18 protein-coding genes are annotated in these 24,920 nt (G+C 36.7%); 12 read left to right on the plus strand and 6 right to left on the minus strand.

What is annotated here, in order from left to right:
* Positions 1–161: 161 nt before the first annotated feature.
* On the plus strand, positions 162–6,773 hold the full coding sequence (locus FLUTA_RS14525) for a choice-of-anchor L domain-containing protein (RefSeq protein ID WP_013687647.1): 6,612 nt from the start codon (positions 162–164) through the stop codon (positions 6,771–6,773).
* A gap of 59 nt (positions 6,774–6,832) precedes the next feature.
* Here FLUTA_RS14525 and FLUTA_RS14530 read toward each other — a convergent pair whose 3' ends face one another.
* The 3 genes from FLUTA_RS14530 to FLUTA_RS14540 all read right to left on the minus strand — a co-directional run bounded on the left by FLUTA_RS14530 (position 6,833) and on the right by FLUTA_RS14540 (position 9,556).
* On the minus strand, positions 6,833–7,330 hold the full coding sequence (locus FLUTA_RS14530; protein WP_013687648.1) for a DinB family protein: 498 nt from the start codon (positions 7,328–7,330) through the stop codon (positions 6,833–6,835).
* 136 nt (positions 7,331–7,466) lie between these two features.
* The gene (locus FLUTA_RS14535) at positions 7,467–8,150 is read right to left on the minus strand and encodes a helix-turn-helix transcriptional regulator (protein ID WP_013687649.1); all 684 of its coding nucleotides are present in this window, start codon (positions 8,148–8,150) and stop codon (positions 7,467–7,469) included.
* A complete protein-coding gene (locus FLUTA_RS14540; RefSeq protein WP_013687650.1) occupies positions 8,147–9,556 on the minus strand; it encodes an FAD-binding oxidoreductase in 1,410 nt (469 codons plus the stop codon). The genes FLUTA_RS14535 and FLUTA_RS14540 overlap by 4 nt, the downstream gene beginning before the upstream one ends.
* A 129-nt stretch (positions 9,557–9,685) precedes the next feature.
* On the opposite strand from FLUTA_RS14540, the gene FLUTA_RS14545 reads away from it, so the two are divergent.
* Entirely contained in the window at positions 9,686–10,129 is a 444-nt protein-coding gene (locus FLUTA_RS14545; protein ID WP_013687651.1) for a hypothetical protein, read from the plus strand.
* A gap of 303 nt (positions 10,130–10,432) precedes the next feature.
* Here FLUTA_RS14545 and FLUTA_RS14555 read toward each other — a convergent pair whose 3' ends face one another.
* Positions 10,433–11,929: a hypothetical protein gene (locus FLUTA_RS14555; RefSeq protein ID WP_013687653.1), complete on the minus strand. Its 1,497-nt coding sequence runs from the start codon at positions 11,927–11,929 to the stop codon at positions 10,433–10,435.
* Between the two features lie 115 nt (positions 11,930–12,044).
* Between FLUTA_RS14555 and FLUTA_RS14560 the strand changes: the two genes are divergently transcribed.
* The 4 genes from FLUTA_RS14560 to FLUTA_RS14575 all read left to right on the plus strand — a co-directional run bounded on the left by FLUTA_RS14560 (position 12,045) and on the right by FLUTA_RS14575 (position 15,023).
* A complete protein-coding gene (locus tag FLUTA_RS14560) occupies positions 12,045–13,301 on the plus strand; it encodes a DUF2130 domain-containing protein (RefSeq protein WP_013687654.1) in 1,257 nt (418 codons plus the stop codon).
* Between the two features lie 64 nt (positions 13,302–13,365).
* Positions 13,366–13,857: a hypothetical protein gene (locus tag FLUTA_RS14565; RefSeq protein ID WP_013687655.1), complete on the plus strand. Its 492-nt coding sequence runs from the start codon at positions 13,366–13,368 to the stop codon at positions 13,855–13,857.
* Positions 13,858–13,942: 85 nt separating this feature from the next.
* Positions 13,943–14,335: a VOC family protein gene (locus FLUTA_RS14570; protein ID WP_013687656.1), complete on the plus strand. Its 393-nt coding sequence runs from the start codon at positions 13,943–13,945 to the stop codon at positions 14,333–14,335.
* Between the two features lie 4 nt (positions 14,336–14,339).
* Positions 14,340–15,023 (plus strand): hypothetical protein, encoded by a 684-nt coding sequence (locus FLUTA_RS14575; protein ID WP_013687657.1) that lies wholly within the window; start codon positions 14,340–14,342, stop codon positions 15,021–15,023.
* A gap of 111 nt (positions 15,024–15,134) precedes the next feature.
* Here FLUTA_RS14575 and FLUTA_RS14580 read toward each other — a convergent pair whose 3' ends face one another.
* Positions 15,135–17,201 (minus strand): OmpA family protein, encoded by a 2,067-nt coding sequence (locus FLUTA_RS14580; protein ID WP_013687658.1) that lies wholly within the window; start codon positions 17,199–17,201, stop codon positions 15,135–15,137.
* Positions 17,202–17,211: 10 nt separating this feature from the next.
* Positions 17,212–18,306: a tetratricopeptide repeat protein gene (locus tag FLUTA_RS14585; RefSeq protein ID WP_013687659.1), complete on the minus strand. Its 1,095-nt coding sequence runs from the start codon at positions 18,304–18,306 to the stop codon at positions 17,212–17,214.
* Positions 18,307–18,469: 163 nt separating this feature from the next.
* On the opposite strand from FLUTA_RS14585, the gene FLUTA_RS14590 reads away from it, so the two are divergent.
* The 6 genes from FLUTA_RS14590 (at position 18,470) to FLUTA_RS14615 (ending at position 24,894) form a co-directional block, all read left to right on the plus strand.
* Entirely contained in the window at positions 18,470–19,681 is a 1,212-nt protein-coding gene (locus FLUTA_RS14590) for a 3-oxoadipyl-CoA thiolase (protein ID WP_013687660.1), read from the plus strand.
* Between the two features lie 37 nt (positions 19,682–19,718).
* The gene (locus FLUTA_RS14595) at positions 19,719–21,293 is read left to right on the plus strand and encodes a hypothetical protein (protein WP_013687661.1); all 1,575 of its coding nucleotides are present in this window, start codon (positions 19,719–19,721) and stop codon (positions 21,291–21,293) included.
* Complete coding sequence (locus FLUTA_RS14600; RefSeq protein ID WP_013687662.1) at positions 21,290–22,516, plus strand: hypothetical protein; 1,227 nt, start codon at positions 21,290–21,292, stop codon at positions 22,514–22,516. Before FLUTA_RS14595 ends, FLUTA_RS14600 begins: the two co-directional genes overlap by 4 nt.
* Positions 22,504–23,973, plus strand: coding sequence for a T9SS type A sorting domain-containing protein (locus FLUTA_RS14605; RefSeq protein WP_013687663.1), 1,470 nt, complete (start codon positions 22,504–22,506; stop codon positions 23,971–23,973). The genes FLUTA_RS14600 and FLUTA_RS14605 overlap by 13 nt, the downstream gene beginning before the upstream one ends.
* A 135-nt stretch (positions 23,974–24,108) precedes the next feature.
* Positions 24,109–24,501 carry a hypothetical protein gene (locus FLUTA_RS14610; RefSeq protein ID WP_043023846.1) on the plus strand — a complete coding sequence of 131 codons (393 nt, stop codon included), beginning with the start codon at positions 24,109–24,111 and terminating at the stop codon, positions 24,499–24,501.
* Between the two features lie 6 nt (positions 24,502–24,507).
* A complete protein-coding gene (locus FLUTA_RS14615) occupies positions 24,508–24,894 on the plus strand; it encodes a hypothetical protein (RefSeq protein ID WP_013687665.1) in 387 nt (128 codons plus the stop codon).
* The last annotated feature ends 26 nt before the right edge of the window (positions 24,895–24,920 follow it).

Genomic DNA, 24,920 nt, shown 5'->3' on the forward strand with positions numbered 1-24,920 from the left:
TTTGTTATTTTTGGTAAACTACGGTTCTTATAAAAATGGTTTTAATAAGTTGTTTATTTAGCAAATAGTTGATTTTAGAGGTTTTTTTCTAAAATTTTAACAATTAAAGGCAACCAATTGAAAAAAAAACTGTCAATATATTGAACAACAACACTATGACTATGAAAAGAGCTACTACTTTCAGATTAAGTTGCAATTCCTTATTGCTTCTTTTGTTCATGACAAGTTTTTCAAAAACTACATTTGCACAAATAACACTCAGCCAAACTACGGCTGCTAATTATGTAGCGAATATTTGTGGTCCTGGGATTACTTTTTCCAATGTTACTCTTACTGGAGATGCAGGGGCAATAGCTCAGTTTTTGGGTGGTAATTCAGGTGGTTTGGGAGCTTCCATGAATTCAGGTGTTGTTATGAGTACTGGCTATGTGAATGCTGCTAATGCGCTTCAAGGAGCAAATGGCGCTCAGGTGAGCAGCGATAATAATGGAGGTGCAATTGCGGCATTGAATACAATTGCGGGTGCTGCTACAAACGATGGTATTATTCTGGAATTCGATTTTGTACCAATAACAGGTAACATTAATGTGAATTATGTATTTGGCTCTGAAGAATACAATGAGTACGTGAATTCTGGATATAATGATGCATTTGCCTTTTTTATTAGTGGTCCTGGTATTGTGGGTACACCAAATATTGCTGTTATTGGAGCAGTACCTGTAACAATTGATAATATTAACAATGGGACTAATGCAGGCTCTTATAGAAATAATCAAGTTTTAAATAACAATAACATAATGGATGGGTATACTGTCCAATTGACAGCTTCCAGAGCAGTGATTGCTTGCGAAACTTATCACATTCAACTAATGATTGCTGATGGGGGCGATCAAGTGTATGATTCTTGGGTATTCATACAAGAGAATGGATTATTCGCTGTAGGTAATCCTCCTGTTTCATCGGTTACATCAAGTGGTGCAGGACCTGGTATTTTTCCAGAAGGTTGTTCGAATAACACCATGACATTTAACATACCAACCGCTCTTGCAACGCCTTATTCATTCAATGTTACTTGGACAGGTACTTCAACTTCTGGGGCAGATTATAGTGCATTGCCAACAACCATTACAATTCCTGCAGGCCAAACCTCTGTTACGATTCCAGTGAACGTTATTTTGGATGGAATTGCTGAAGGAAGTGAAACCTTAATTTGTACTTATCCCGCAACGGTATGTGCTGCAGGTGTCGCTATTGTGAATATTGTAGATGCGAATCCGCTAACTGTTACCGCAAGTCCAGATGTCAATATATGTACTACTGGATCTAGTGTGCCTTTATCAGCTACATCTACTGGTGGTACAGGAACGGTAACTTATACATGGTCGCCAGGTGGTGCAACAGGCACTCCTGTAAATGTTTCTCCTACAGCAACAACAACTTATACAGTAACAGCTACAGACCAATGTGCAAATATTGTTACAGACCAAGTAATCGTAACTTATTCTGCTTTGACAACTCCAACAGTTACTCCTACAGCAGAATCCTGTGCGAATTACAATAATGGATCGGTTGTTATTAATAACCCTGTAGGTTTTGGTCCATATACTGTTAGTATTTCCGGACCAACAACTGGTTCTGTAGTTGAAGCAAATACCGCTGCAGCCACAGCAAACTTTACAAACCTCCCTGATGGGAATTACAATTATATAGTTACAGGAGCAAATGGATGTACTCTATCAGGTACTTTTTCAATTGCTGTTGGTCCACCATGTTGTAGTGTTACCGCAGTAAATACAAATATACTTTGTAATGGGTCTCCAACAGGAACTGCAACTGCAACACCTGTAGGTTTAGCTCCTTATACCTATTCTTGGACTGGTGGTGGTCAAACATCACAAACAGCTACAGGTTTAGCTGCTGGGCCGTATACTGTCACCATGACTGATAATTCTGGTTGTGTTGCTACTGCGAATGTTACTGTTACCCAGCCTACTGTTTTAAGTGGAACGATTGCAGCAGTGAATGTTTCTTGTAATGCTGCTTGTAACGGAACAATTACCGTGACTGCTGCAGGAGGAACGCCTGGTTATCAATATAGTTTAAATGGAGGCGCTTTTCAAGCATCAAATGCTTTTACAGGTCTTTGTAATGGAACGTATGCAGTAACTATTCGAGATGCTAACAACTGTACAGTTATTATCAATCAAAATATTACACAGCCTGCCGTTTTGAATTTAACGCAAGCATCTATTTCTCCGGCTAACTGTGGTGGTACTGGATCTGTAACGGTTACACCTTCTGGAGGAACAGCACCTTATACCTACACCATTGATGGCGGAGCAAGTCAAGCTAGTCCTACTTTTAGTGGATTGGCTCCAGGTACTGATACAGTTGTAGTTACAGACAACCGTGGTTGTACTCGAAATTTGATTATAACAATTGTAGCTACAAGTGCTCCAGTTGCTTCGATTTTAAATCAAACAAACGTAAGTTGTTTTGGAGGTGTTAATGGATCTGTGATTATTGGATTAGCAGGAGGTTCTTCACCATTTACTTATTCAATTGGAGGTCCATTCCAAGCTTCTAATACGTTTACAAATATTACAGCTGGAACATATACAGCTACGGTAACGGATGCAAATAGTTGTAGTGGAACGGTTTCATTTACAATTACAACCCCACCACAGCTTACTTTTACATCTACCGCAACCGCTGCATCTTGTAATGGAGTATGTGATGGTCAAATTCAAGTGAATGCAACAGGTGGAACAGCACCTTATCAATATTCGTCTAACAACGGTATTACTTATGTCTTAGCGAATCCATTAACAGGTTTGTGTGCTGGAACAACTAGTGTAGTTGTAAAGGATGCAAATGGGTGTTTAACAAATTCAGACATCATCATTACACAACCAGCACCAGTTTCAGGTACGTTTGTCAACACAAACCCGATTTGTAATGGCGTATGTGATGGAACAATCACAGTTACTCCTTCAGGAGGTACACCAACGTATCAATATTCATTGAATGGCGGAGCTTTACAAGCAGGAAATACAATTACAGGTGGTTGTGGAGGAAACAACACGATTATGATTCAAGATAGTCATGGTTGTCAGTTTACTTCTGTTCAGGTATTGATTGATCCTCCAGGATTTGGAATTGATACAACGGTTGTTATCGAATCGAATTGTGGATTTAATAATGGATCAATCAATGTGGTAGCAAATGGTACCAACGGCCCTTTTTCTTACACAATGACAGGAGCTCCTGCTCAACCGCAACCAACAGGCGTTTATACAAACTTGTTTGCTGGAGCTTATGAAATTACAGCGGTGGATCAATTGGGTTGTTCTGAATCGGTATTCTTTGGAATCAATGATGTTGAAATGGATGGTATTACCTTATTTCAAACCGATGCGAATTGCTTTGGAGTTGCAGATGGTACTATTGAAGTTCAGAACGTAAGTGGAGCAATTCCTATTACGTATGAATTGGATAACAATCCACCGACTCAATCTTCAGGTTTCTTCCCGAACATTCCTTTTGGCTCACACATTGTGACTATTTATGATGGTGGATTCTGTGTATTCACGATTCCTTTCAACGTTGCAGAACCTACAGAAATACAGTTTGATACAGATTTAACGAATATCAGTTGTAATGCAGGTAGTACAGGAGAGATAGAATTTATCAATGTTTCAGGTGGAACAGGAGCTCATCAATTTAGTATTGATGGAGGAACGACTTACCAATCTAGTCCTATTTTTACAGGTTTACCAGCAGGTACTTATCCCTTAGATGTGATGGATGCGAACGGTTGTACTGTTTCTGGTTCAGTGACACTTATTCAAGCCCCAGCATTGACTATTGCATCGACTGTTTTTGACTTGACATGTTTTGGTGATGCTTCAGGAGGAATTCAAATTGGATCAACAGGCGGAACAGGAGCTTACCAATACAGTATCCTTGGAGGTGCAGTAGGTTCTTTTTCACCGATTGAATCCTTCTTTGGCTTGTCCGCAGGAACTTATAATTTAGTAACACAAGATGCTGCGGGTTGTCAGATCACAGGAACCGCAATAGTTAACCAGCCAGCTCAATTGACAGCCACTTACACCGCAACGAATGCAACATGTTTTGGTGTTTGTGATGGAGAGATTGCAGTGAATGCATCAGGGGGAACAACACCTTATTTGTATAGTCCAGATAACGGCTTGAATTACTTTGTAGCAACTACATTAGAGAACTTATGTGCTGGAAATATTGATATTCAAGTGAAAGATGATAACGATTGTTTTATCACAGCAGTTCAAGTAATTACCCAACCAACAATAGTTACCGTAAATGCAGTTCCAACGGATGCTACCTGTTCATTGGCTAATGGTCAAATCGCATTAACAGGTGCAGGGGGAACTGGAGCATACACTTACAGTATTGGAAATCCAACAGCAGGTCCATATACAGCAACGTCAACATACACTGGATTGCTTGCAAATGTTTACAATGTCTTTGTTCATGATGCAAATAACTGTGAGGCAACAACAACGGTTTCAATAGCAAATTTCGCATCCCCAATCATTATTGGATCAGCAGTTACGAATGTATCATGTAATGCAGCATGTGATGGCGAATTACAGGTCACAGTTTCAGGCGGAACAGGAACAATTTCATACTCAATCGGTACTCCTCAAGCAGCACCTTTAATTACAGGTATCTGTGCAGGAAACTACACGCTAACGATTACAGATCAAAACGGATGTACGGATACAGAACCGATTGTTGTTACAGAGCCAGCAGTATTAACAGCAACAGTAACCCCAACAGCACTGACCTGTTTCAATAACAATACAGGTGAAATTACATTCGTAGCGTCAGGAGGAACAATACCTTATAGCTACAGTACAAACAATGGAGTTTCATTCTTTAATCAGACGAACGTTCAATTCTTAAGTGCAGGAACTTACAACACGGTTGTTCGAGATGCGAATGGTTGTTTGGTAAATACAGCTGTTATCGTTACCGAACCAGCATTATTAACTATTCAGAATATAACTACCAACAATGCAAGTTGTCATGGAGTCTGCGACGGAGATGCAACTGCAACGATTACAGGCGGAACAATACCTTACAGTTTTGCCTGGTCAGATGGAACAACAGGTACTAGTGCAAATGGACTTTGTGCTGCTACTTATGATGTTACTGTAACAGACGATAATGGCTGTTCTGCTATCGAGATCTTTAATATTACTGAGCCACCATTATTGGTGATTACAAGTACAAGTGCAACAGATGCATTGTGTAATGGAGATTGCAATGGTACTGCTACAATTAATTCACCGCTTGCAACTGCATTTAGCATAGATAATGGAGCTACATTCCAACCTTCCAATGTATTTAATGGACTTTGTGCAGGTACATATCAAATTCAGGTTCAAGATGCGGCAGGATGTACTCAAAATGGTGCAGTTACCTTGGGCGAGCCACAGGTATTGGTTCAGGGACTTATTCCAGAAGATGGATTGTTAATCTGTTATAATGGAAACGGTACTATATCTGCAAATGCAACAGGCGGAACAGCACCTTATTATTTTGTTTGGAATACAGGAGATACAACTCAGTTTTTGAATGTAAACTTAACGTCACCAGCAACATTTAATTGTACAGTAATCGATCAAAATGGATGCGCATCGAATGTGCAAAGTGCTACTGTAAATATCAGACCATTGTTTACAGCTTCAGTAACAACTCCATTGAATGTTTGTCCTGGAGATTCAGTAACGTTTACAGCATCTGGTACAGGTGGTTTACCAGGAATTGGTTATCCATACTTCTATCAGTGGTTGTCTAATCCATCTTTGGCTCTTATTGAAGTAGGAGAGACATATACTTTTGTTCCAGCACACAATGATACAGTTGTTTTAGTAGGACGAGATGAGTGCAATACTTATGATACCTTAATTGCAATCGTTAATGTGTATACATTGCCTAATGCATTATTTACTGTAGATCCAGCAGTAGGTTGTGCTCCTTTGCAAGCTACTTTTACTTTCCCATCTACCGCAACAGGTATTGCATCAGTGACATGGGATTTTGGAGACGGATCAACTGGTACAGGAACTCCTGGTATTTCACATGACTACACGGAAGTAGGCTGTTATGATGTTTCGGTGGAAATTACAACTGTAGACGGATGTATTGTTGATACAACAATGCAGAACTTTGTTTGTGTGGTTCCTGATCCAATTGCAAATTTCAATTGGTCGCCGATTCCTCCCTCTACCATTAATTCAACGGTTCATTTTACGGATAACTCTGTGAATGCAGTAACTTACGATTGGGATTTTGGAACTTTTGGAACGTCTACGTTAGAAAATCCGATTGTTAATTATGGAGATATTGAGGCTGGAAGTTACCAGGTTTGTTTAACAGTAACTTCTCCTGAAGGATGTCAAGATAGTATTTGTAAACCAATTGTATTTATTGAGGAATTCTTAGTTTATGTTCCAAATACGTTTACTCCGGATGGTGATGAATTTAATAATGTATTCAGACCAATTGTTCCAGACGGAATGGATTTAGATGATTACACCTTTACTATTTTCAATAGATGGGGAGAAGTGTTATTCGAGTCACATGATGTAAATTTTGGATGGGATGGAACTTATAATGGTACCCAAGTAAAAGAAGGAACCTACATCTGGACGATTGTTGCCAGAGGAGCAACAGATAAAAAAGCACGTAAATTTGAAGGTCACGTCAATATGTTGAAGTAATCGAATAAAAGAAGTGAAGGAAAAGGGCGTTTCTGAATTGAGAAACGCCCTTTTTGATTTTAAAAATCTGTAAAGTCTGCTGTTGGACCATAGCTTGGTGGAACTGGTATCCCCAATAATCTATAATTGACACCCAATTGCGCTCTGTGATGAACCGTTTGATTGTGTGCAACTCGAATCATATCTTCTTTTGTACTCTCGTAATGAATATTGTCACCTGTACGTAAAATCCATGTTTCATCTAAAATAGAGTCAGTGGTATTTTCTAAGGTATTCATTCCTTTTTCAACAGATTCGTTGAAATAACTCATCGCTTCTTCTACAGAATTTAATTCTTTTGGATTATAAGGCGCTGTGGCGAAATCTAATCCATCAGTTTTTACTGCCATTTCTGTCCATGAAGCAAGATCTAAAACGTGGAGAAAAATATCGCCGATTTTCATGCTTTTTTCATGAACTTGGAAATCTTTTTTGTTGAAAGGGAAAACCTCAATGAATTTTCGGGTAGTTTCTGCTTCTGCAGCCAATTGTGCTTGTAATTGCTCTTTTCTTGTCATGATTTCTAAATTTTAAACAAAGAAAAGACACGTCACTGACAACCCTATGGCAGTCCGTTTTTTTAATTGAAAATTAATATGAAAAAAAAATGATTTAACGAATTTAATTCCTGTTTGTACTTTTCCTTTTCACTGATCAATAATTAACTGGAAGTTTATATTCGCTGAGAGGGATATGCGAACTTATTTCAAAAGGCAAATTCGTTTTATGAAGCGTCTGAATTCGTTTGATTTTAAAGTCACGGTAATCTTTTCTCAAATGACAATAAGCAATAATGTGCCAAGAAAATGCGTAAAATACTAGCCCAATAGGTTCAACTGTTCGTTCCAATGTTTCTTCTTTCAAACTTGCGTAGCTTATTTTAAGCTGGTGTTGCTCTGTGATTGCTTGTTGAACTTTTGATAAGTATTCAAATTCACTATTGAGTTGTTGCGGTAATTGCAACTTAATACTTTGGTCTAAGAGTGCTAATTTTTCTTTGTCAACTTGTTTGAGTACTGCTCTAATCTTAGTTAAAGCACTGTCAAAGGTAGATTGAACGGAACGATCTCCAAAACCTCCAATCAGAGATTGAGAAAGTAATAAGGCATTGGCTTCTTCTAACGTAAATGAAACAGGAGGAGTGAAATAACCAGGAACAATGAAATATCCTTTATTCACTTCAAAACTTACTGGAATTCCTGCTTCTCCAATGGCCTTGATATCTCTGTAAACTGTTCGAATACTGATTTCAAATTTTTCTGAAATACGCTCTGCAGGTACATGTTTTCGCGATTGAAGCAACGTAACGATACCAAATAAACGATCTACTCGATTCATATCTTCTTGACAGGTAAAACCTTTCCAGGATTCAAGATGTTTTTAGGGTCGAAGACTTGCTTGATTGAGCGCATCAAATTAAGTCCAACTTCGCTGAAAGCTAAATCCATGTAAGGCGTTTGAACCAATCCAATTCCATGTTCGCCTGAAATAGTTCCACCTAATCGAACAACTTCAGTAAATAATTCACGTATTGCAATTGGAAGCTGGTTGTTCCAAACATCCTCGCTCAAATGATCTCGAATAATGTTGACATGTAAATTCCCATCTCCAGCATGTCCGTAACAAACAGATTTGAATCCATATTTTTTCTCCAGTTCTTTGACCTTTTTGAGCAATTTAGGTAATTCATTTCGCGGAACAACTGTATCTTCTTCTTTGTAGATGGAATGTGTCTTCACACATTCTCCAATTTTTCTACGCAAACGCCACAAACTCTCTTTTTGAGCTTCTGTTTCTGCAAAAAGAATTTCATCTATGTCGTACTGTTCAACCAATTCCATGATTTTTTCGCATTCTTGCATCAAAACATCTAAGTTGAAACCGTCCAATTCAATCAGTAAATGGGCATCGTGATCATCTTTTAATAGATTTGGGGCATCATCCACATAAGGAGTTGTGAAAATAATCGCATCTCGATCCATGTATTCCAATCCACTTGGAATAATTCCTGCCATGAAAATTTTTCCGACTGCCTCACATGCTTCAACACCGCTTCTGAATGGAACAAGTAACAATAAATGGTGTGTGGGATGAGGAATTAAACGAAGTACAATTTTAGTAACAACAGCAAGTGTTCCTTCACTTCCAATAATCAATTGAGTAAGATTGTAACCCGTTGCATTTTTAATCACATTCGCACCTGTCCACATCACGTCTCCGTTTGGAAGCACAATTTCCAAGTTTAGAACCCAATCTTTTGTAACGCCATATTTCACTGCTTTTGGTCCGCCAGAATTTTCCGCAATATTTCCTCCAATAAAACAAGAACCTTTCGATGCTGGATCTGGTGGATAGAACAAACCAACTGCTTTCACTGCATTTTGAAGAGCTTCGGTTACGACTCCTGGTTCTGTTGTAACTTGATGATTTTCTTCATCTATTTGAATAATTTTATTCATTCGTTCCAAACTCAAAAGAACTCCACCGTAATTCGCCAATGCGCCACCACTTAATCCTGTTCTAGCTCCAGAAGGTGTTACAATCAAATCGTATTCGTAACAATATTTCATGATGAAAGAAACTTCTTCTGCGGTTTCAGGTTTCAGAACAATAGAAGGATAGAAGACAAAATCTTCCGTATGGTCAGAAGCATAGTGCGACTCAATTGTTGAACCAACTTGAATTCGATTGCCGAGTAAGTTTTTGAAAAATAGGATGTGTTTCTCTTCAAGAGCTTCTACCATGGTGCAGATTTTTAGTAAAAATAGCGAATTTGAACAGAGTGTAAGCGGATGTCAATCTTTTGTAGGCGGATTTATAAATAAGTTTTTACGACTGATTAATTTGGCTATTTTTGAAGTAAAAATCAATCTATGTTAGTACAAGATAAAGATTACGTGTTTTATGAAGATTCGGGGGTTATGAACTCGAAACAACCAATGAAAATCTTAAATGCGACAGTTGTTGGGACGAAAAATTATGTGTTTTTCATTCCAACCAAAACGACCGGACTTTTTCTTATTTTGGATACGATTAAAAACCATTCTTATTTTCAGGGAATTAGTATCCCAGAAGGTGTGAAAAAATTGATTGATAGCTCGAATTCAGTAGGAGATTTGGAAGAATCATTAAAAGCCTTGCTTCAAGATGATGAAAAATATGTTCATTTTATTTTGGATTGGCCTTCATTTAAGTTTAAAGGGTTCTTAGGCAAACACACACTTCGATTAGGAAAAGGAGGAACTGGGGCATGGAGTTCTGTAACCGTAAATGGAAAAGGAAAAAGCAAGGCATTTAGAACATATTACGGACAATAATGTGGTCTATTCAGTATAAACCAGTATCTGTAATTTCGGAGTCAACCAAAACCAATTGTAAAGTCTGTAAGGCAGAAAATCAGAAAGAGATTTTGACAGAAAAAAAAGTGTTGACTATTCTTTATATAATCCCTATTCGAATTGGGACAAATCGTATCGAAATTTGTCCCAGTTGTAATTCAAGAATGAAAATTAAAGAAGATCAAAATCTCATTGATTCACGGATTTAATTATTTAAATATAGTTTAGGTTTAAGGTGACTGAAGATAGTCGAAGTTTCGTTTCAGTCATCTTTTATTCCCATTAAGCCTTTGTAATTCGAACAAATTCTCCTCCTAATATTTTATAGGTATATCCACCAATCTGAATCGTTTGTCCTTCCGACATTGTTGCGATTTTTGAAATATCTTCTTCAATGGTGTGAATAGAACCTTTTGTTTTCCATGCAATTAATAAGTAATCGGATAAGACTTCACCTCTGGTTGATCCACACAAAATGATGTGAACTGGTTTGGTAAATTGATTCAGCAAAGAGATATCTTTTACAGGAGCATTGTTGTCCACAATCATCACCAATTCTTTGTAAGGTTGAGCCTTTTTCACACCTTTTATCAATGCTTCTAAGTTGTTTTCTGGACAATCACCACCATTTCCTCGGGAGCGCACAAAAGACATTAGATAAATCAGACTATCCAATCCCGTGCTTTTTTGATAGTAAATTCCTCCTGTCGATCCGATTTTTTTTTCCGAATCATCTTTTTCATCTCCATCATTGAAAAACACAAATTGAAGGTTCGGTTCTTTTTTGAAATTCAATTGATACCAAACAGATAATTGTTGCGCATAAGGATCCATGCTTCCTGTTAAGTCACAAACAATCAGTTTTTCAGACCATTTATTTCTAGTTAAGACTTTGGTTACAACATCATCTTCTGAAGTTCCATTAGTTGCTTCCTTCAATTTCAACTTGTATCCTTCTTCCAAACTCACTCTCCGTTCTTTGCAATATTTCTCGAAAGCTAGTCGGTCTTCTGCCAATCGTTTTTCCTCTGCTTTGATGCGATCTTCTTCCTCTTTTTTGCGTTTTTCATATTCTTTGGTTCCCATGTAAGTGATTTCCATGCGAGAATTGATTGTTCCATTCTTGAATTCTGAATCAAACTTTTTATACGCTTTGTGGTACTTAAAATTCAATGTATAATTATCTCCTTTGGGAATGTAAAGCTGAATTTCACCTGTTTTACTTGTTTTTCCTTGAAAGCTCTTTTTGCGGTTTGTACCCGTAATGATAAAATCTTCATTGATTAAAAGTCCGTTGTTTAAATCTTTCAATTTGATAGACATCAGTTCATAATTCTCCAAGTGAGGCGGCGTTTTTAGCATTCCTGTTGGTAATTTAGTGGTGTCAGGAAGTAAAGATAGGGTCTTTTCTAATGCCGCTTTTTCTGTTGCAGACATCGCAAAAAGGGCGTCTTTTTCTTTCATGTTTGGCTCGTAACTGAGAACTTGTCTTGATTGTGATCCCGCTTTACCTGAAATAGCTTCTTCTGGATGTGTGTAGTTGGTGATTTTTAGATCGAAAAGTGTTTCGCATGGAACATCAAAAGTGACCATTCCATTTGCGTCACTTTTTTGGATGAAGGTTTTGGATCCGTCTTTAGCTGTTAAAGAGACTGTTTGATTGGCATAGAAACCTCCTTTGATATTCGCTAAAGTATAAGTCAGCTTTGCGGTGCAATCTTGTCCAAATGCTAGAAACGAACTAAAAAGGATGAAAAGAAAAGCATTTTTTGTTTTCATAAGCTAAAGTTTGAGGTTTCAATTCAATAAGCATGAAATTTTGGTTTTGGTACAGATAATAGTGAATTATTTGCTAAATGATAGTAATTTTAATTTGTTCAATAATTAAGTGCTTATGAATCAAATTTCTTGTCCGAATTGCGGTACACCAATCGATGTGAATGATATTTTGGCGCATCAGCTAGAGGAGCAAATTCAACGGAAATACCAAGGTCAGTTAAATGAAGTACGGGATGAATTCACACAGAAACAAGATGTTTTATTGCGTGAGAAAGAGGAGTTTGAAGAAAAGAAACGTCGAGAAAATGAGCTTTTTCAAGAACGTTTTGAGCAAAAGTTGAAAGAAGAACGAAAGACTTTGGAAGAAAAGTTGAAACTGAAGTTGGTAGAAGAACAGGGCGAACAATTTGCCTTACTCCAAAAAGAATTGAACGAAAAATCGGAGCAAATAAAGGAATTGAACCGGACAAAGGCCGAAATTGAAAAGTTAAAGCGCGAAAAAGAAGAGATGAAAGGCATTGTTGAAGCTGAGTCTCAGAAAAGAATGACAGTTCAAATTCAAGAAGAGAAAGAGAAAATTCGTAAATCTGAAGAAGAACGTAATGAGTTACGAGTTAAAGAATTATTGAAACAGCTCGAAGACCAAAAACGCCTTACAGAAGAAATGAAACGCAAGCAGGAGCAAGGTTCCATGCAATTACAAGGTGAAGTTCAAGAGTTGGCAATCGAGGAGTGGTTGAGTGCGAATTTCCCATTAGATACAATCGATGAGATTAAAAAAGGTGCTCGTGGTGGGGATTGTATTCAAACAGTTCATACCCGAACACAGCAAAACTGTGGTACCATCTATTATGAATCCAAACGGACAAAAGACTTTCAACCCACATGGATCGAGAAATTCAAGGCAGATATTCGTGAAAAAGGATCTGATATTGGTGTTTTAGTCACAGAGGTAATGCCTTCGGATATGCAGCGAATGGGACTGAAAGATGGCATTTGGATTTGTACCTATGAAGAATTTAAGGGTTTGTGTTCTGTTTTGAGGGAGACAATTATTCGAATTAGTAGTACATTGGTTTCACAAGAAAACAAAGGAGATAAAATGCATTTGCTCTATGATTTCCTTACAAGCTCTACTTTTAGAATGCAGGTGGAGGCAATTGTGGAAGGATTTACGCAAATGAAATCTGATTTAGAAAGTGAGAAAAGATCCATGCAACGTATTTGGAAACAACGCGAAAAGCAGATTGAAAAGGTAATTATAAATACAATCGATATGTATGGTTCTGTGAGAGGAATTGCTGGAAATGCAGTACAAGAAGTGAAAGCATTGGAATTGCCAGAAGCGGATGATTTTGAGGATGAGGATTAATTTAGATAGTTTGATAACTAATAGGGCACAATGATTTATAATTAGTAATTAACAACTGAAAACCATGATAACCATTTTATTTAAATATTTCTGGATTGCTTTTATAATTATAACTTTTGTAAATGCCTTTATAATGAGGCATCGATCGAAGAAATATATTACAGAAATGCCAGATCTAAAAGATGGATATGATAAACTATTTAAAGGAATGATTTTTTATGGAAATATTCCTTGGGTAATCATGGGGTTTGGTATTATATCTGGATTATCAAATAATATGTTCGATTATTTCAACCCAAAATCAATGAATTCTATTGTATTAGTTTTTCACTTCTCAATAATTGTTCTTTGGGTATTAAGCATAAGGTGGATCTATTTTAAAAGTGGTGCTGAATTTATAGAAAACCATCCTGGGTTTATTCAGGTGCAAGGATTCGGCAATCGAAATAATATATCAGCCAAACAAATCAAATTATTCTATCCTCTAATGTTAGCTGTTGGAATTGCTGGAATGATAATGATGTGGATAATGGATAAACCCACGCTTAAATTATAGAAGTATTTCTCCGATATCCTAGTAAAAGTAATGTTAATTATTTTTGCACTTAATATCATGAATCCAACCCTTTAAAAAATAAAACATGATCAAGTTTGCATATACCATTTTATACGTTTCGGATGTCAAGAGAACAGCTGAGTTCTATTCTAAAACATTTGGTTTTGAAGTACGATTTATTGCTCCTGGTGATGAATACGCAGAGTTGAATACGGGAACGACTACCTTGTCTTTTGCTTCATTATCCTTGGCAAATTCCAATTTAAAAGACGGTTTTCAGGAGGGAGATTTGAAAACAAAACCTTTTGGAATGGAGATTGGTTTTACAACGGTAAATGTTCAGGAATTAGTTGATAAAGCCATTGCTGCAGGTGCTACACTTTTAGAAGAACCCAAAGAAAAACCTTGGGGCCAAATGGTTGCATATATCCGTGATTTTGATGGGATTTTAATTGAGGTATGTACACCTATGGATTAATTGTATGAAACGAAATAAATTGAATGTTTTTTGGTTGGTTTTAATAGTTGTGATTCAATCGTGTAACTCTGAGAAAATTCCCGTTTCTGATTCTGAAATTCAACTAGAAGATACAATAGGAAAAACTCGGTTTACCTATTCTCAAGTTAAAACATCAGATTTTCAAGTTTCTGTAGGCGGTTTTCAAGTGCTGTATGAATATTCTAAACCGATTGATACTTTATCGACATATTCAGGAGCTTTTGAACTTGGAAAAGACTCCGTTCTATTTCTAAGACTAAATAAAATTGCATTTAATGAAGAATCCAATGAAACTAATTCTGAGTTTATTGCAGGAGAATTAGAAGGTTTGTTCATTTATTCCAGTAAAAAATTCACACCGATTAAACCTCCGTTTTTTAAACCAGATTTTTCATCGTTTATTCTTAGAGGAAATGATTTGTATTATTGGGGATTTGAAAAATTTGAAATCTTGTATGCCTGTAAATACAATATTCTAACGCATAAGTTGATAAAGAAAAGAATTGGAGAACCAATTGGCACGGATTATTATGGTGTTTATTCTCAACCTGAAATTGGTGCAGGAAAGATTCGTTTTGTAACAGATGGTAATCAAATCGATGCAACACTTGACCTTGATTTGAATCTAAAACAGATTTTTAATCCTACAGATTATTTGGAATTTTAACTCTTGTTTTTACTTTTCAATTCTTCTTTGTTTTGGAAAGATGAAAATAAACGCAAAAAAGTAGGGACATCTCGTCCCTACTTTTTTATAGATGTCCCTACTTTTTATAGATTAATTTCCTTTAATCTCAAATTCTGTTCGACGGTTTTGTTGTTTCCCATCTTCTGAATTGTTGGATGCAATTGGCTGAGATGATCCATATCCTTTCGCAATCATTCTATTTGCCGCAATTCCTTTTGAAACTAAATAAGCAACAACTGCTTCAGCGCGCTGCTGCGAAAGTGTTTCATTCAAAGTCGCTGAACCTGTATTATCGGTATGTCCAGAAATTTCAATTTTCAATCTTGGAACATCTTTCATCAATTGTACCAAACGCTCCATTTCAGCATTAGATTCAGGTCGAAGAGTTGCTTTGTTTACATCGAAGAATATATTTCGTAAAGCAATTTTAGAGCCAATTGCAATGTTTTTCAACTCAATCACTTTGTTTACTAAGTTGTCATCTGCACCCGTTGGAATATCAAAATTCTCAGAGTGGAACAAATATCCAGTAGCTTTTACGGCAATACCGTAATTTTTCCCTGAATTCAAGGTGATAATGAATTTACCCGTTGCAGAGTTGGTTGTAAATGTCTCAATTACTTTACCTGTCGCATTATCAGTAATTTCAATCTGAGCCTCCACTGGTTTTCTCGAAATCGCATCAATGGTAACTCCTTTAAATACAGTCAAACTTTTCTTCTTTACCTCAACAGATTTTTCAATGTTGTGATCTTTTACAGGCATCACAATACTTGCCAGCAAGTAATCTTCTGTTTCTAAGATTGGTTTTTTCTCTGGTCCCCAGAAAGTAACTTTGTAAATGTCATAACCACCTTTACCACCAGCTCTGTTGGAAGAAATGTAAGCGAACTTTCCATTTGCAGTAGATGCGAAAAAGAAATCATCATAAGGTGTGTTGATTGGATAGCCCAAGTTTACAGGTGTTGTCCATTGTCCTTGTACTTTCTTGGAAAGGAAAATATCGTATCCACCCATTCCTTCATGTCCTTCAGAAGCAATGTACATACTCTCACCATCAATATGGATATAAATTGGTCCATCGTTGAACTTCGAGTTTACACCAGTAAGCATCGTTGCAATCATGAAATCTTGTTTCATTTTGTTCTGCATTCCAGAGAACATGACTTCAGATCCTGTTTCACGAAGACTGTTATCTCGACTAAAATAAATCTTCCAGCCATCTTCGTTATAACTTGCATATTTCTCGTTGTTCTTGTCTGAACTAATGAAAATGCTCAATCTTTGTGGATCTGACCATTCAAGACCTTTCAATTTTGATTCGAAGATATCTGTTTGACCACCAGATTCACGGTGTAAAAGCATCTTTGTTCCATCGTAAGACAAACAATTGGAAATGTCATCATTGTTAGAGTTGATTGGACCTACCAGTTTTGTTGGAGTTGACCATCCATTGTCTAATAAAGATGAAGAGTAGATATCATAATCGTAAATTCCCAATGCATTTGGTTCATGACTATTCGGTCTGTTTGAACTCAAAATCATCTCTGATCCATCGGTAGAAATAGATGGTGCTATATCATCTTGCTCCGTACTCAAAGAAGGTACGTTATCTACCCAACAACGAACAGCTGAAGCTTCGAACTTTTTTGCTGTAACACATTGCTTTCTGCGCAAGTTTACAAACTTCATGAAATCGTCCGCTTTCTTGTATTCCGATTCGAAAGTAGAGTAAAACTTATTCGCCTCATCATACTTTCCTTCAAGTTGTGTGGCATAACCCATGTAGTAATCCAAAAATGGATCACAATCTGGATCTAATTTGTATGCTTTTTTGAAGTATTCAATGCACGTTACTGGGTTTGTTGAATTCGCATGACAAACACCAATTTTATAATTCAGTAATGCGTTATTTGAGTTGAATTTTTGGGCAATTTCAAATTGAACCAAAGCACTTTTAAAATTGGTACCGAAATCCTGTACGGCGAATACTGATGCAACACCAACTTTGTAGAACTCATCTCCTTTATCAATTGCAGTGGTTGCATTTTTTAAACCTTCTTTGTCGTCTTTGAAGTTGGCAGATTTAAAATCTACGTTCTGCCCAAATAAATGTGTCGTTAATCCAATAACGACTAGTGTCAATAATTTTCTCATCGTTTTGAATTTAATTGCAGTTTCCTGAATAGCACGTTTTACCTTCTGTTGATCCTAGATCACTTGCTTTTTTCCAATCGTCACAAGCATCGTCCATTTTTCGAAGCATTTCTCGAGCCATCCCTCTATTTACATAAGCAGAAGCGTAGTTTGGGTCAATTGCGATTGCTTTTGAAGCCAATTCTTCTGCTTTTTTGAAGTCTTTTCGTTTGAAATATATTCCAGCTAAATTGGACGCTGCAGGAGCATATTTCGGATTAATTTGCATTGCTTTTTCGAAATCTTTGATTGCATCATCTAAGCTTCCTTTTTCTAGTAAAGCAACCCCACGATTATTATATGCTAGAAAGAAATTGACATCCACAGAAATAGCTCTGTTAAATGCAATTAGAGCTCCAGAATAATCTTTCATTTTCTTTTTAGTGGTACCAACATTGTTTAATACAAATGCCAAATTTGGGTTTTTACGCAAGGCAGCTTCATAGTCTTCAATTGCTTTTGGATAATTCTCCTGCATACGGTAACAGCTACCGCGATCATTGTAAGCCATCGGACTTGATGGATCCAATTCAATACTTTTTGTAAAATATTTGATTGCAGCGTTGTAGTCTTGCTGTAAAAATTTCAAAGTACCATAATTGTAATAGGCTTTCGGATTATTAGCATCCAAACGAATAGATTCTTCGTAATCTTTTTCGGATTTTAAATAATCAGATAACCCCTGATAAGCTCTTCCTCTTTGAAAATAAGCTTTGGAATAACCTTTTTGTTTTTCAATTAATGTTGTGAATGTTTTTAGCGCATCCATGTACATTTCAGCTTCATTTTCTGCAACACCTTTGTTGTAATAGGCTGCCGTAAAATTGGGGTCTGAGGAAATGGATTTGTTAAAGGAACCAATTGCTTCTTTAAAGTTTTTTTTGTTGAAAAGCTCAATTCCCTTGTTGTAAGCTTCTTGACTGGCAGCAACAGCTGCATTGTTTTGATTCAATTTGGTAATGGAATCGCGATACCTCATTTCTGCGGCTGTCATATTTTCGGCTTGAGAAAACGACAAAAAACTACAGAATACAGTACCTGCCATCAATGAGATGGATTTTTTCATAGCTTGTAATTTGGTTTAGGGTGATGAATTTAAGAAAATAAATCCCCGCAGAGAGTGAATACTTATCAACACTTTGAATAACCTTCCAATTGTATTCAATTAAGAAAGAATATTCCTTAATTTCGTAATTGATTAGTAAAAACACGATTAAACTAAGAAATTAATGACAATCAAGGACGCATATATAGTGGCTGGGGTAAGAACAGCAATTGGAAATTTTGGAGGAACGCTTTCACCTGTTAGAGCAGATGATTTAGGAGCGCATGTTTTGGCAGAATTGTTGAAAAAAGTTCCAAACTTGGATGCACATGCAATCGAAGATGTCATTCTCGGGTGTGCAAATCAAGCTGGAGAAGATAACAGAAATGTAGCTCGTATGGCGTTACTTTTAGCTGGATATCCAATCTCAGTTGGTGGTGAAACTTTGAATCGCTTGTGTGCATCAGGAATGTCTGCAGCTGTAAATGCTGCAAGAGCCATTCAGGTGGGAGCAGGAGATATTTATGTTGCTGGTGGAGTGGAGCACATGACGCGTGGGCCATGGGTGATGTCGAAAGCTTCATCACCGTTTGGAAGAGATCAGCAATTGTATGATTCTTCTTTCGGATGGCGTTTCATCAATCCTAAAATGGAAGAACTTTATGGAACAGATGCGATGGGTATGACAGCTGAAAATTTGGCTGAACTGCATAATATCTCTCGTGAAGATCAGGATAAATTTGCGGCTTGGTCGCAAGAAAAAGCAGCTAAAGCTCAACAAGCAGGTATTTTAGCGGAAGAAATAGTTGGATTGTCAATTCCTCGTAAGAAACAAGATCCACTGGTTTTTGATAAAGATGAATTCATGAGACCAGAAACTAATTTAGCTACTTTGGGAGCATTGAGAGCTGCCTTTAAAAAGGATGGTTCCGTTACAGCAGGTAACGCTTCTGGTTTAAATGATGGAGCTGCAGCGTTATTATTAGCCTCGGATCAAGGATTGAAAACGCATAACATGAAACCAATTGCTCGAATCGTTTCAGCTGGAATTTCTGGAGTTGAACCCCGTATTATGGGAATTGGGCCTGTTGAAGCTTCTAGAAAAGCATTGGAAAGAGCGGGATTGACATTAGATCAAATGGATGTCTTGGAATTGAATGAAGCATTTGCTGCTCAAGTTTTAGCATGTACTCGAACAATGGGAATTGATGATAACGATTCAAGAATCAATCCAAATGGTGGAGCAATAGCACTTGGACATCCACTTGGAATGTCTGGCTCACGTATTTTATTGGCAGCAGCAAATCAATTGCAAAGAACTGGCGGAAAATATGCATTGGTAACGATGTGTATTGGCGTTGGACAAGGTTATGCTACTATAATAGAACGTGTTTAATTCCAACCTCTTGGTTTTTATGTATCACTAATGTACCATGAAAAAATTCCTTTTTATACTATTAATTGGACTTGCTTTCACTTCGTGTAAAAAACGAGGTAAAGCAATCTGGGATACTGATTGGCAAGTTCCACTTGTTCATGATAGTTTATCGATGTCTAATTTAGTTGCTGATTCATTACTTACAGTTGTTTCAGGAAATTATGTATTGGATGTTGATGCTTCTTTGTTTGAATTTAGACTAAGTGATTTTGTTTCTTTACCTGATACCAGTGTTCAGAATACTTTTAATATGTCTTTGAATATTACAGCTAATCCAGGAACATCCTTTGTTAATAATGTAGAAGAACATGTGATTGATATTGGTGATGCGCAATTAAAAAAAATAAGAGTAAAACAAGGTGGTATTCAATTAAAAGTGTTTAATCCAATTCCTACTAAAACATTCTTCACGATTACACTTCCAGGAGTGACTAGAAATGGGGTGGCACTAACTCAAGAATTTGTGGCTCCAGCTGGTACTGTTTCTGATCCAGGCGTGGCAACTGGTTTTGTTGACTTGAATGGCTATGAGTTAGATTTGACAGGTCAATATGGAACTTCATACAATCGCATACAGTCAAAAATGCTTGTGAAATCTGATCCAGACGGTCCATCGGTAGTCGTTCATACAACGGACATCATTGTGTTTCAATTTACGATGAAAGATGTGGAATTGGATTATGCGCGAGGATATTTCGGAAATCAATTGGTTTCTGATACGGTATATGCACAGATTGATGCCATGAACAATATTTCAGATGGTATTTTGGATGTAGATGCAATGACTTTCGATTTATCGATAGAAAATGGATTGAAAGTAAATGGAAAGTTTAAAATCAACTCCTTGAAAAACATCAATTCAATAGGAAATGTCGTTTCATTAAGTCATCCGAATATTGGAACTTGGAATACGATTAATGCAGCAACAGGTTCTAATGGGAATATTACAGCAAGTAATACCACCTTGAGCTTCACACCTGGAAATAGCAACTTTGAGCAATATGTAGAAAATCATGGTGCGAAGAATGAATTGAGTTTTCAACTTCAAATGAATCCTTGGGGAAATGTTTCTGGTGGTTGGGATGAAATTTATGATGCTCATCCTTTGAAAGTTAAATTGAACGGATTATTTCCGCTGAATGTGGGGCTGAAGGATTTGATTTTCCAAGATACCTTTGCTTTGAGTTTGATTAATGACCCCAATAAAACAAATGTAAAATCTGGTCAAATTTGGATCAATGCGATGAATGCATTTCCATTTGAAGGGGCATTAGAGTTGTATTTGTTAGATGCAAATTATCAAACTGTTGGAATTGTTTCAGGTACGAGTGCCATTGAATCGAGTGTTTTCGGGACAGTAGTCAACGGAATTATGCAGAAGAAAAGCATGGTTTATTTCCCTGTTTCAGAACAACTGTGCGATGATATCTCGAAAGTGAAACACTGTATGATTAAGTTAAAACTGAACACCTATAATGGAACTGGACCAAATAATCAGATCCCAATTCCAGCAAATGCCTTCTTTAGTTTTAAATTGGGAGCAAACCTAACGCTTGAAAATCAGTTATGAAAATGAAACTTTTTTTTGCGCTAGTAGTTACTTTTTCACTTCAATCTTGGGGACAATCTACATTTCCTGTTTTAAGAGATAGCTTGTTCAATAGAAATAGAATCTCCCTTTCGGGCAATTTGGATGTAACAGGAACCTCTTTTCGCAAGGAATTTGTAAATACCCTGTTTTTTGGCGGGTACATCGATTCTGAAATGAAAAGTCGAACTTTGAAATCTCACCGCTTGAATAATCGTGTAGGGATATATGGGACAGGAGAAATTTCGTATGTTGCTGGAGCCAAAAGTTTGTTTAAATCGGGCAAATATACTTGGATGGTGAAAGGTGGGTATTATGCAGTTGGAAATATTAATTACACCAAGGATGTTTATCGACTTACTTTTGAAGGAAATAGTTATTTGGGAGCAGATACCGCAAATTTAACGGGAACAAGACTTTCTGGAATGCAATTTCAAAAAGTGGGATTCGGATTGGTGCATAAAAAAACGGGAAGTTCACTCACTTTGAATGTAGTGAATGTTCAAAATCAATACAGTGGATATATACGAAAAGGGAAAATCAACCAAGACTTAGCAAATAATGTAATCAATGCTGAATTGAATGGAGATGTTACTTTTTCCAATGGAAAACAATTCAATAAAGGAATCGGTTTTGCAGTTGATTTTGACTTGTATTTTAAAGTTCCATGGATGAAAGATTCAGCAACTTTCCAATTTACAGTTCAGAATTTAGGAGCGGCTTATATGTATGAAGCGCAAACACGTTATTCAGCAGATTCAACTTATAAATACAGCGGATTCACATTGGATCAAATTAAAAATAATGGCAATTTGTTTGGGGAGAATTTTTCCCTTTTAGACACGTTGAATGTTGAAAAGAAAGATGTGAAACGTTGGGTAATGGTTCCTGCGTATATTCAAGCTATGAAATTAGTTGATTTGAGATCATCCAAAAAATTACAAAGCTTTTTTGGAATTCGCTTTTATCCAACAATAGGAATTGTTCCAACTGGATTTGTTGGGTTATTTTATCGATTTGTACCTCGTGTTTCTGTTTCTGCGAATGCAGCATTTGGCGGTTCTTCGATTTTTAGAGCAGGATTGTCATTCGCTTATCATGCAGATAAATTAGCGATTCAAGTTGGAACAGATGATTTCTATGGTCTTGTTTCTAAAAAAGGTTTTGGTCAATCAGCACTTATTCGTTTATCATGGGCATTCTAAAATATATTTTGACCTTTTTGGTTCTTAGTTCATCCGTACACGGATTTTCTCAAATCGCTTTTCGACGTGTTTTTGGTGGAAATGGGTATGATAAGGCTGAAGGAATAGCACAACTTCCAGATAGTAGTTACATTATCACGGGTTCTTCTTCTAGTTTTGAAGATGCTCCCTCACAAGCTTTTTTATTGAAACTGAATAAACAAGGTTTTCATGTTTGGTCAAAAGAATACGGAGGTGCTGAGTTTGAGGAAGGGCGAAGAGTACTTTTCGTTCCCAATTATGGATATTACATTATTGGAACATCTTCGAGTAATGGAAGTGGAGGTTTTGATGGATATGTCGTTTTTACCGATTTAGCTGGAAATAAGCAATGGGAAAAATGGTATGACAACGGAGGTTGGGAACGATTTCATGATGCTATTTTATTATCAGATACAAGTATTGTGATGATGGGCGAAACGGATGCGAATCAGGAACAAAGCCCCGATCAATATTTGGTTCGTATAGATAAGGCTGGAGCCGTTATTTGGAATTATCAAATGGGAGGAGTAGGGGTTGATTATTTCCAGAAAGGAGTTCTCGTGACAGATACTACTTTTTCAGTAGTTGGGACTGGCTATTTAGCGGATTCACTCAAATCAAAAGCTTTTGTTGGTCTTTTTCACAAAGACGGCACGTTGATTTGGGATACATTAGCAGGGAGTAATGGAACGTATCTTTTGAACGATGTACAGTTAGTTTCGAATCAGCTCAAATGCGTTGGTGAGAATATAAAAACGGGGAGGACTGATCAGGATTATTATTTTCTTTTCTTGACGTCACAAGGTGATTTTGTTCAACAAGAAGATATAATAGATGATTATTCGAATAGGTATGTCGGCTTTGTGAATTATACCGCTCTTCCGAGTAATAAGTATTTTCTAACAAGTCAATCAAATAATCCGCAATATTCTTTCCCTGTAGGGGAGGATTTTACCATTACCCGATTTGCAGCTGCATTTTATTGGGATGGATACGGAGTGAATCAGTATAATGCTACTGGCCAAGATCAAGCGAATCATATTATTCAAACAAATGATGGCTTTGCAGTGGTTGTAGGGTATCATTCTGATCCTGGTTTTAGTACCGGTGGAAGCTCTATGTTTGTTGTGAAACTTGGAAATGACAATAATTTTCCTGCAGGAGGGCAGCCAACTATTTATAGCATTTTGAAAGTAGAAGATTTGGAGAACAATTCAACGATTTCTATTTATCCGAATCCATTTACAGAGTCCATTCAAATAGATTCAGAAAATGTTGTTGAATACATGGAGGTTTTGGATTTAACAGGAAAACAGATTTACGTATCTTCTTCTCAAATCACTTCCATTAATACAAGTGATTGGGAAAAAGGAACATATATTATTCGTTGTCAATCAAACGGAGCTTGGTATACGAGTAAGTTACTGAAGTTTTGAGAAGTTCGTATATGAAATGCCTGATTCTTTTCACCTTTCTAATTTGTTTTTTCTTAACAGGATTTTCGCAGGATAGTTTACCAGTTTGAAAAAGGTAAGATCGTATACTACAAAGTGAAGAAATGAAAGAGCGGTATGTTGGAATTCGAATGGATTAATAATAAAATGATGTTGGGAAAAATTGGTGGTGTGTTTTCAGCTTCACTCCTATTGCTTTCTTGTGCAAATGGACATGAATGCGATTGGGAAAAAGCGATTTACTCCGAGTCATGGGACTACGAAGTAGCCACAACTTATCGGGATAAAAAGTATAATGCAACTTACGTTATTCAAACCACGACTGGTAAGAAAATACGATTTAGACCTATTCAGTATATCGTTTCCATGGCAGAACCTGGAGATCGAATTTTTAAGAAACGGAATAGTGAATATGCTTTTTTGATTGACGGCGAAGGAGATTCAATAAGCAGCCGAATTTTTTCTGTTTCTTGCGACTCAATGGTTATTTATGGTAAGAAAACATATTGATAAGAAATGAAAATTGATTTTTTAAGTGATATTAATAGCGTTGATTTTGCTAATAATATGGTACAAATAACTTCCTATACTTCTGAGGAAGTGAAAATGCTTGTCATTCTTCTGAAAGAATTAGTAAGCGGGAGAAGAAACAGTATCAGAACTAACGAAATCGATTTTATTCAAACTGAAAAGTATGTATTGGAATTTAAATCATCCGATGAAAACAGAGGATTGTATAGGGTTTCAGATGAGCGATTTGTATGTGATTTAAATCATGAAGGTTATGAAGAACTAATCAATCTACTAACTCCATTTGAATCGGGTTCGGGAGGTTTTCAGTTTTTAGTTGATCCTTCAGTAAATGATATTGAATTATTGATTTCACCAGGAGGCGAGTGGTAATTTTTAAGTGAATTTACTTCTTCTAG

The organism is Fluviicola taffensis DSM 16823, assembly GCF_000194605.1.
Lineage (GTDB): Bacteria > Bacteroidota > Bacteroidia > Flavobacteriales_D > Crocinitomicaceae > Fluviicola > Fluviicola taffensis.

Coding starts and splice junctions, on each gene's coding strand:
- FLUTA_RS14615 (WP_013687665.1), top strand. CDS start 24,508: ATGAAAATTGATTTTTTAAGTGATATTAATAGCGTTGATTTTGCTAAT.
- FLUTA_RS14545 (WP_013687651.1), top strand. CDS start 9,686: ATGTTAGTACAAGATAAAGATTACGTGTTTTATGAAGATTCGGGGGTT.
- FLUTA_RS14595 (WP_013687661.1), top strand. CDS start 19,719: ATGAAAAAATTCCTTTTTATACTATTAATTGGACTTGCTTTCACTTCG.
- FLUTA_RS14560 (WP_013687654.1), top strand. CDS start 12,045: ATGAATCAAATTTCTTGTCCGAATTGCGGTACACCAATCGATGTGAAT.
- FLUTA_RS14590 (WP_013687660.1), top strand. CDS start 18,470: ATGACAATCAAGGACGCATATATAGTGGCTGGGGTAAGAACAGCAATT.
- FLUTA_RS14610 (WP_043023846.1), top strand. CDS start 24,109: ATGTTGGAATTCGAATGGATTAATAATAAAATGATGTTGGGAAAAATT.
- FLUTA_RS14555 (WP_013687653.1), bottom strand. CDS start 11,929: ATGAAAACAAAAAATGCTTTTCTTTTCATCCTTTTTAGTTCGTTTCTA.
- FLUTA_RS14535 (WP_013687649.1), bottom strand. CDS start 8,150: ATGAATCGAGTAGATCGTTTATTTGGTATCGTTACGTTGCTTCAATCG.
- FLUTA_RS14585 (WP_013687659.1), bottom strand. CDS start 18,306: ATGAAAAAATCCATCTCATTGATGGCAGGTACTGTATTCTGTAGTTTT.
- FLUTA_RS14575 (WP_013687657.1), top strand. CDS start 14,340: ATGAAACGAAATAAATTGAATGTTTTTTGGTTGGTTTTAATAGTTGTG.
- FLUTA_RS14600 (WP_013687662.1), top strand. CDS start 21,290: ATGAAAATGAAACTTTTTTTTGCGCTAGTAGTTACTTTTTCACTTCAA.
- FLUTA_RS14540 (WP_013687650.1), bottom strand. CDS start 9,556: ATGGTAGAAGCTCTTGAAGAGAAACACATCCTATTTTTCAAAAACTTA.
- FLUTA_RS14530 (WP_013687648.1), bottom strand. CDS start 7,330: ATGACAAGAAAAGAGCAATTACAAGCACAATTGGCTGCAGAAGCAGAA.
- FLUTA_RS14570 (WP_013687656.1), top strand. CDS start 13,943: ATGATCAAGTTTGCATATACCATTTTATACGTTTCGGATGTCAAGAGA.
- FLUTA_RS14525 (WP_013687647.1), top strand. CDS start 162: ATGAAAAGAGCTACTACTTTCAGATTAAGTTGCAATTCCTTATTGCTT.
- FLUTA_RS14565 (WP_013687655.1), top strand. CDS start 13,366: ATGATAACCATTTTATTTAAATATTTCTGGATTGCTTTTATAATTATA.
- FLUTA_RS14580 (WP_013687658.1), bottom strand. CDS start 17,201: ATGAGAAAATTATTGACACTAGTCGTTATTGGATTAACGACACATTTA.
- FLUTA_RS14605 (WP_013687663.1), top strand. CDS start 22,504: ATGGGCATTCTAAAATATATTTTGACCTTTTTGGTTCTTAGTTCATCC.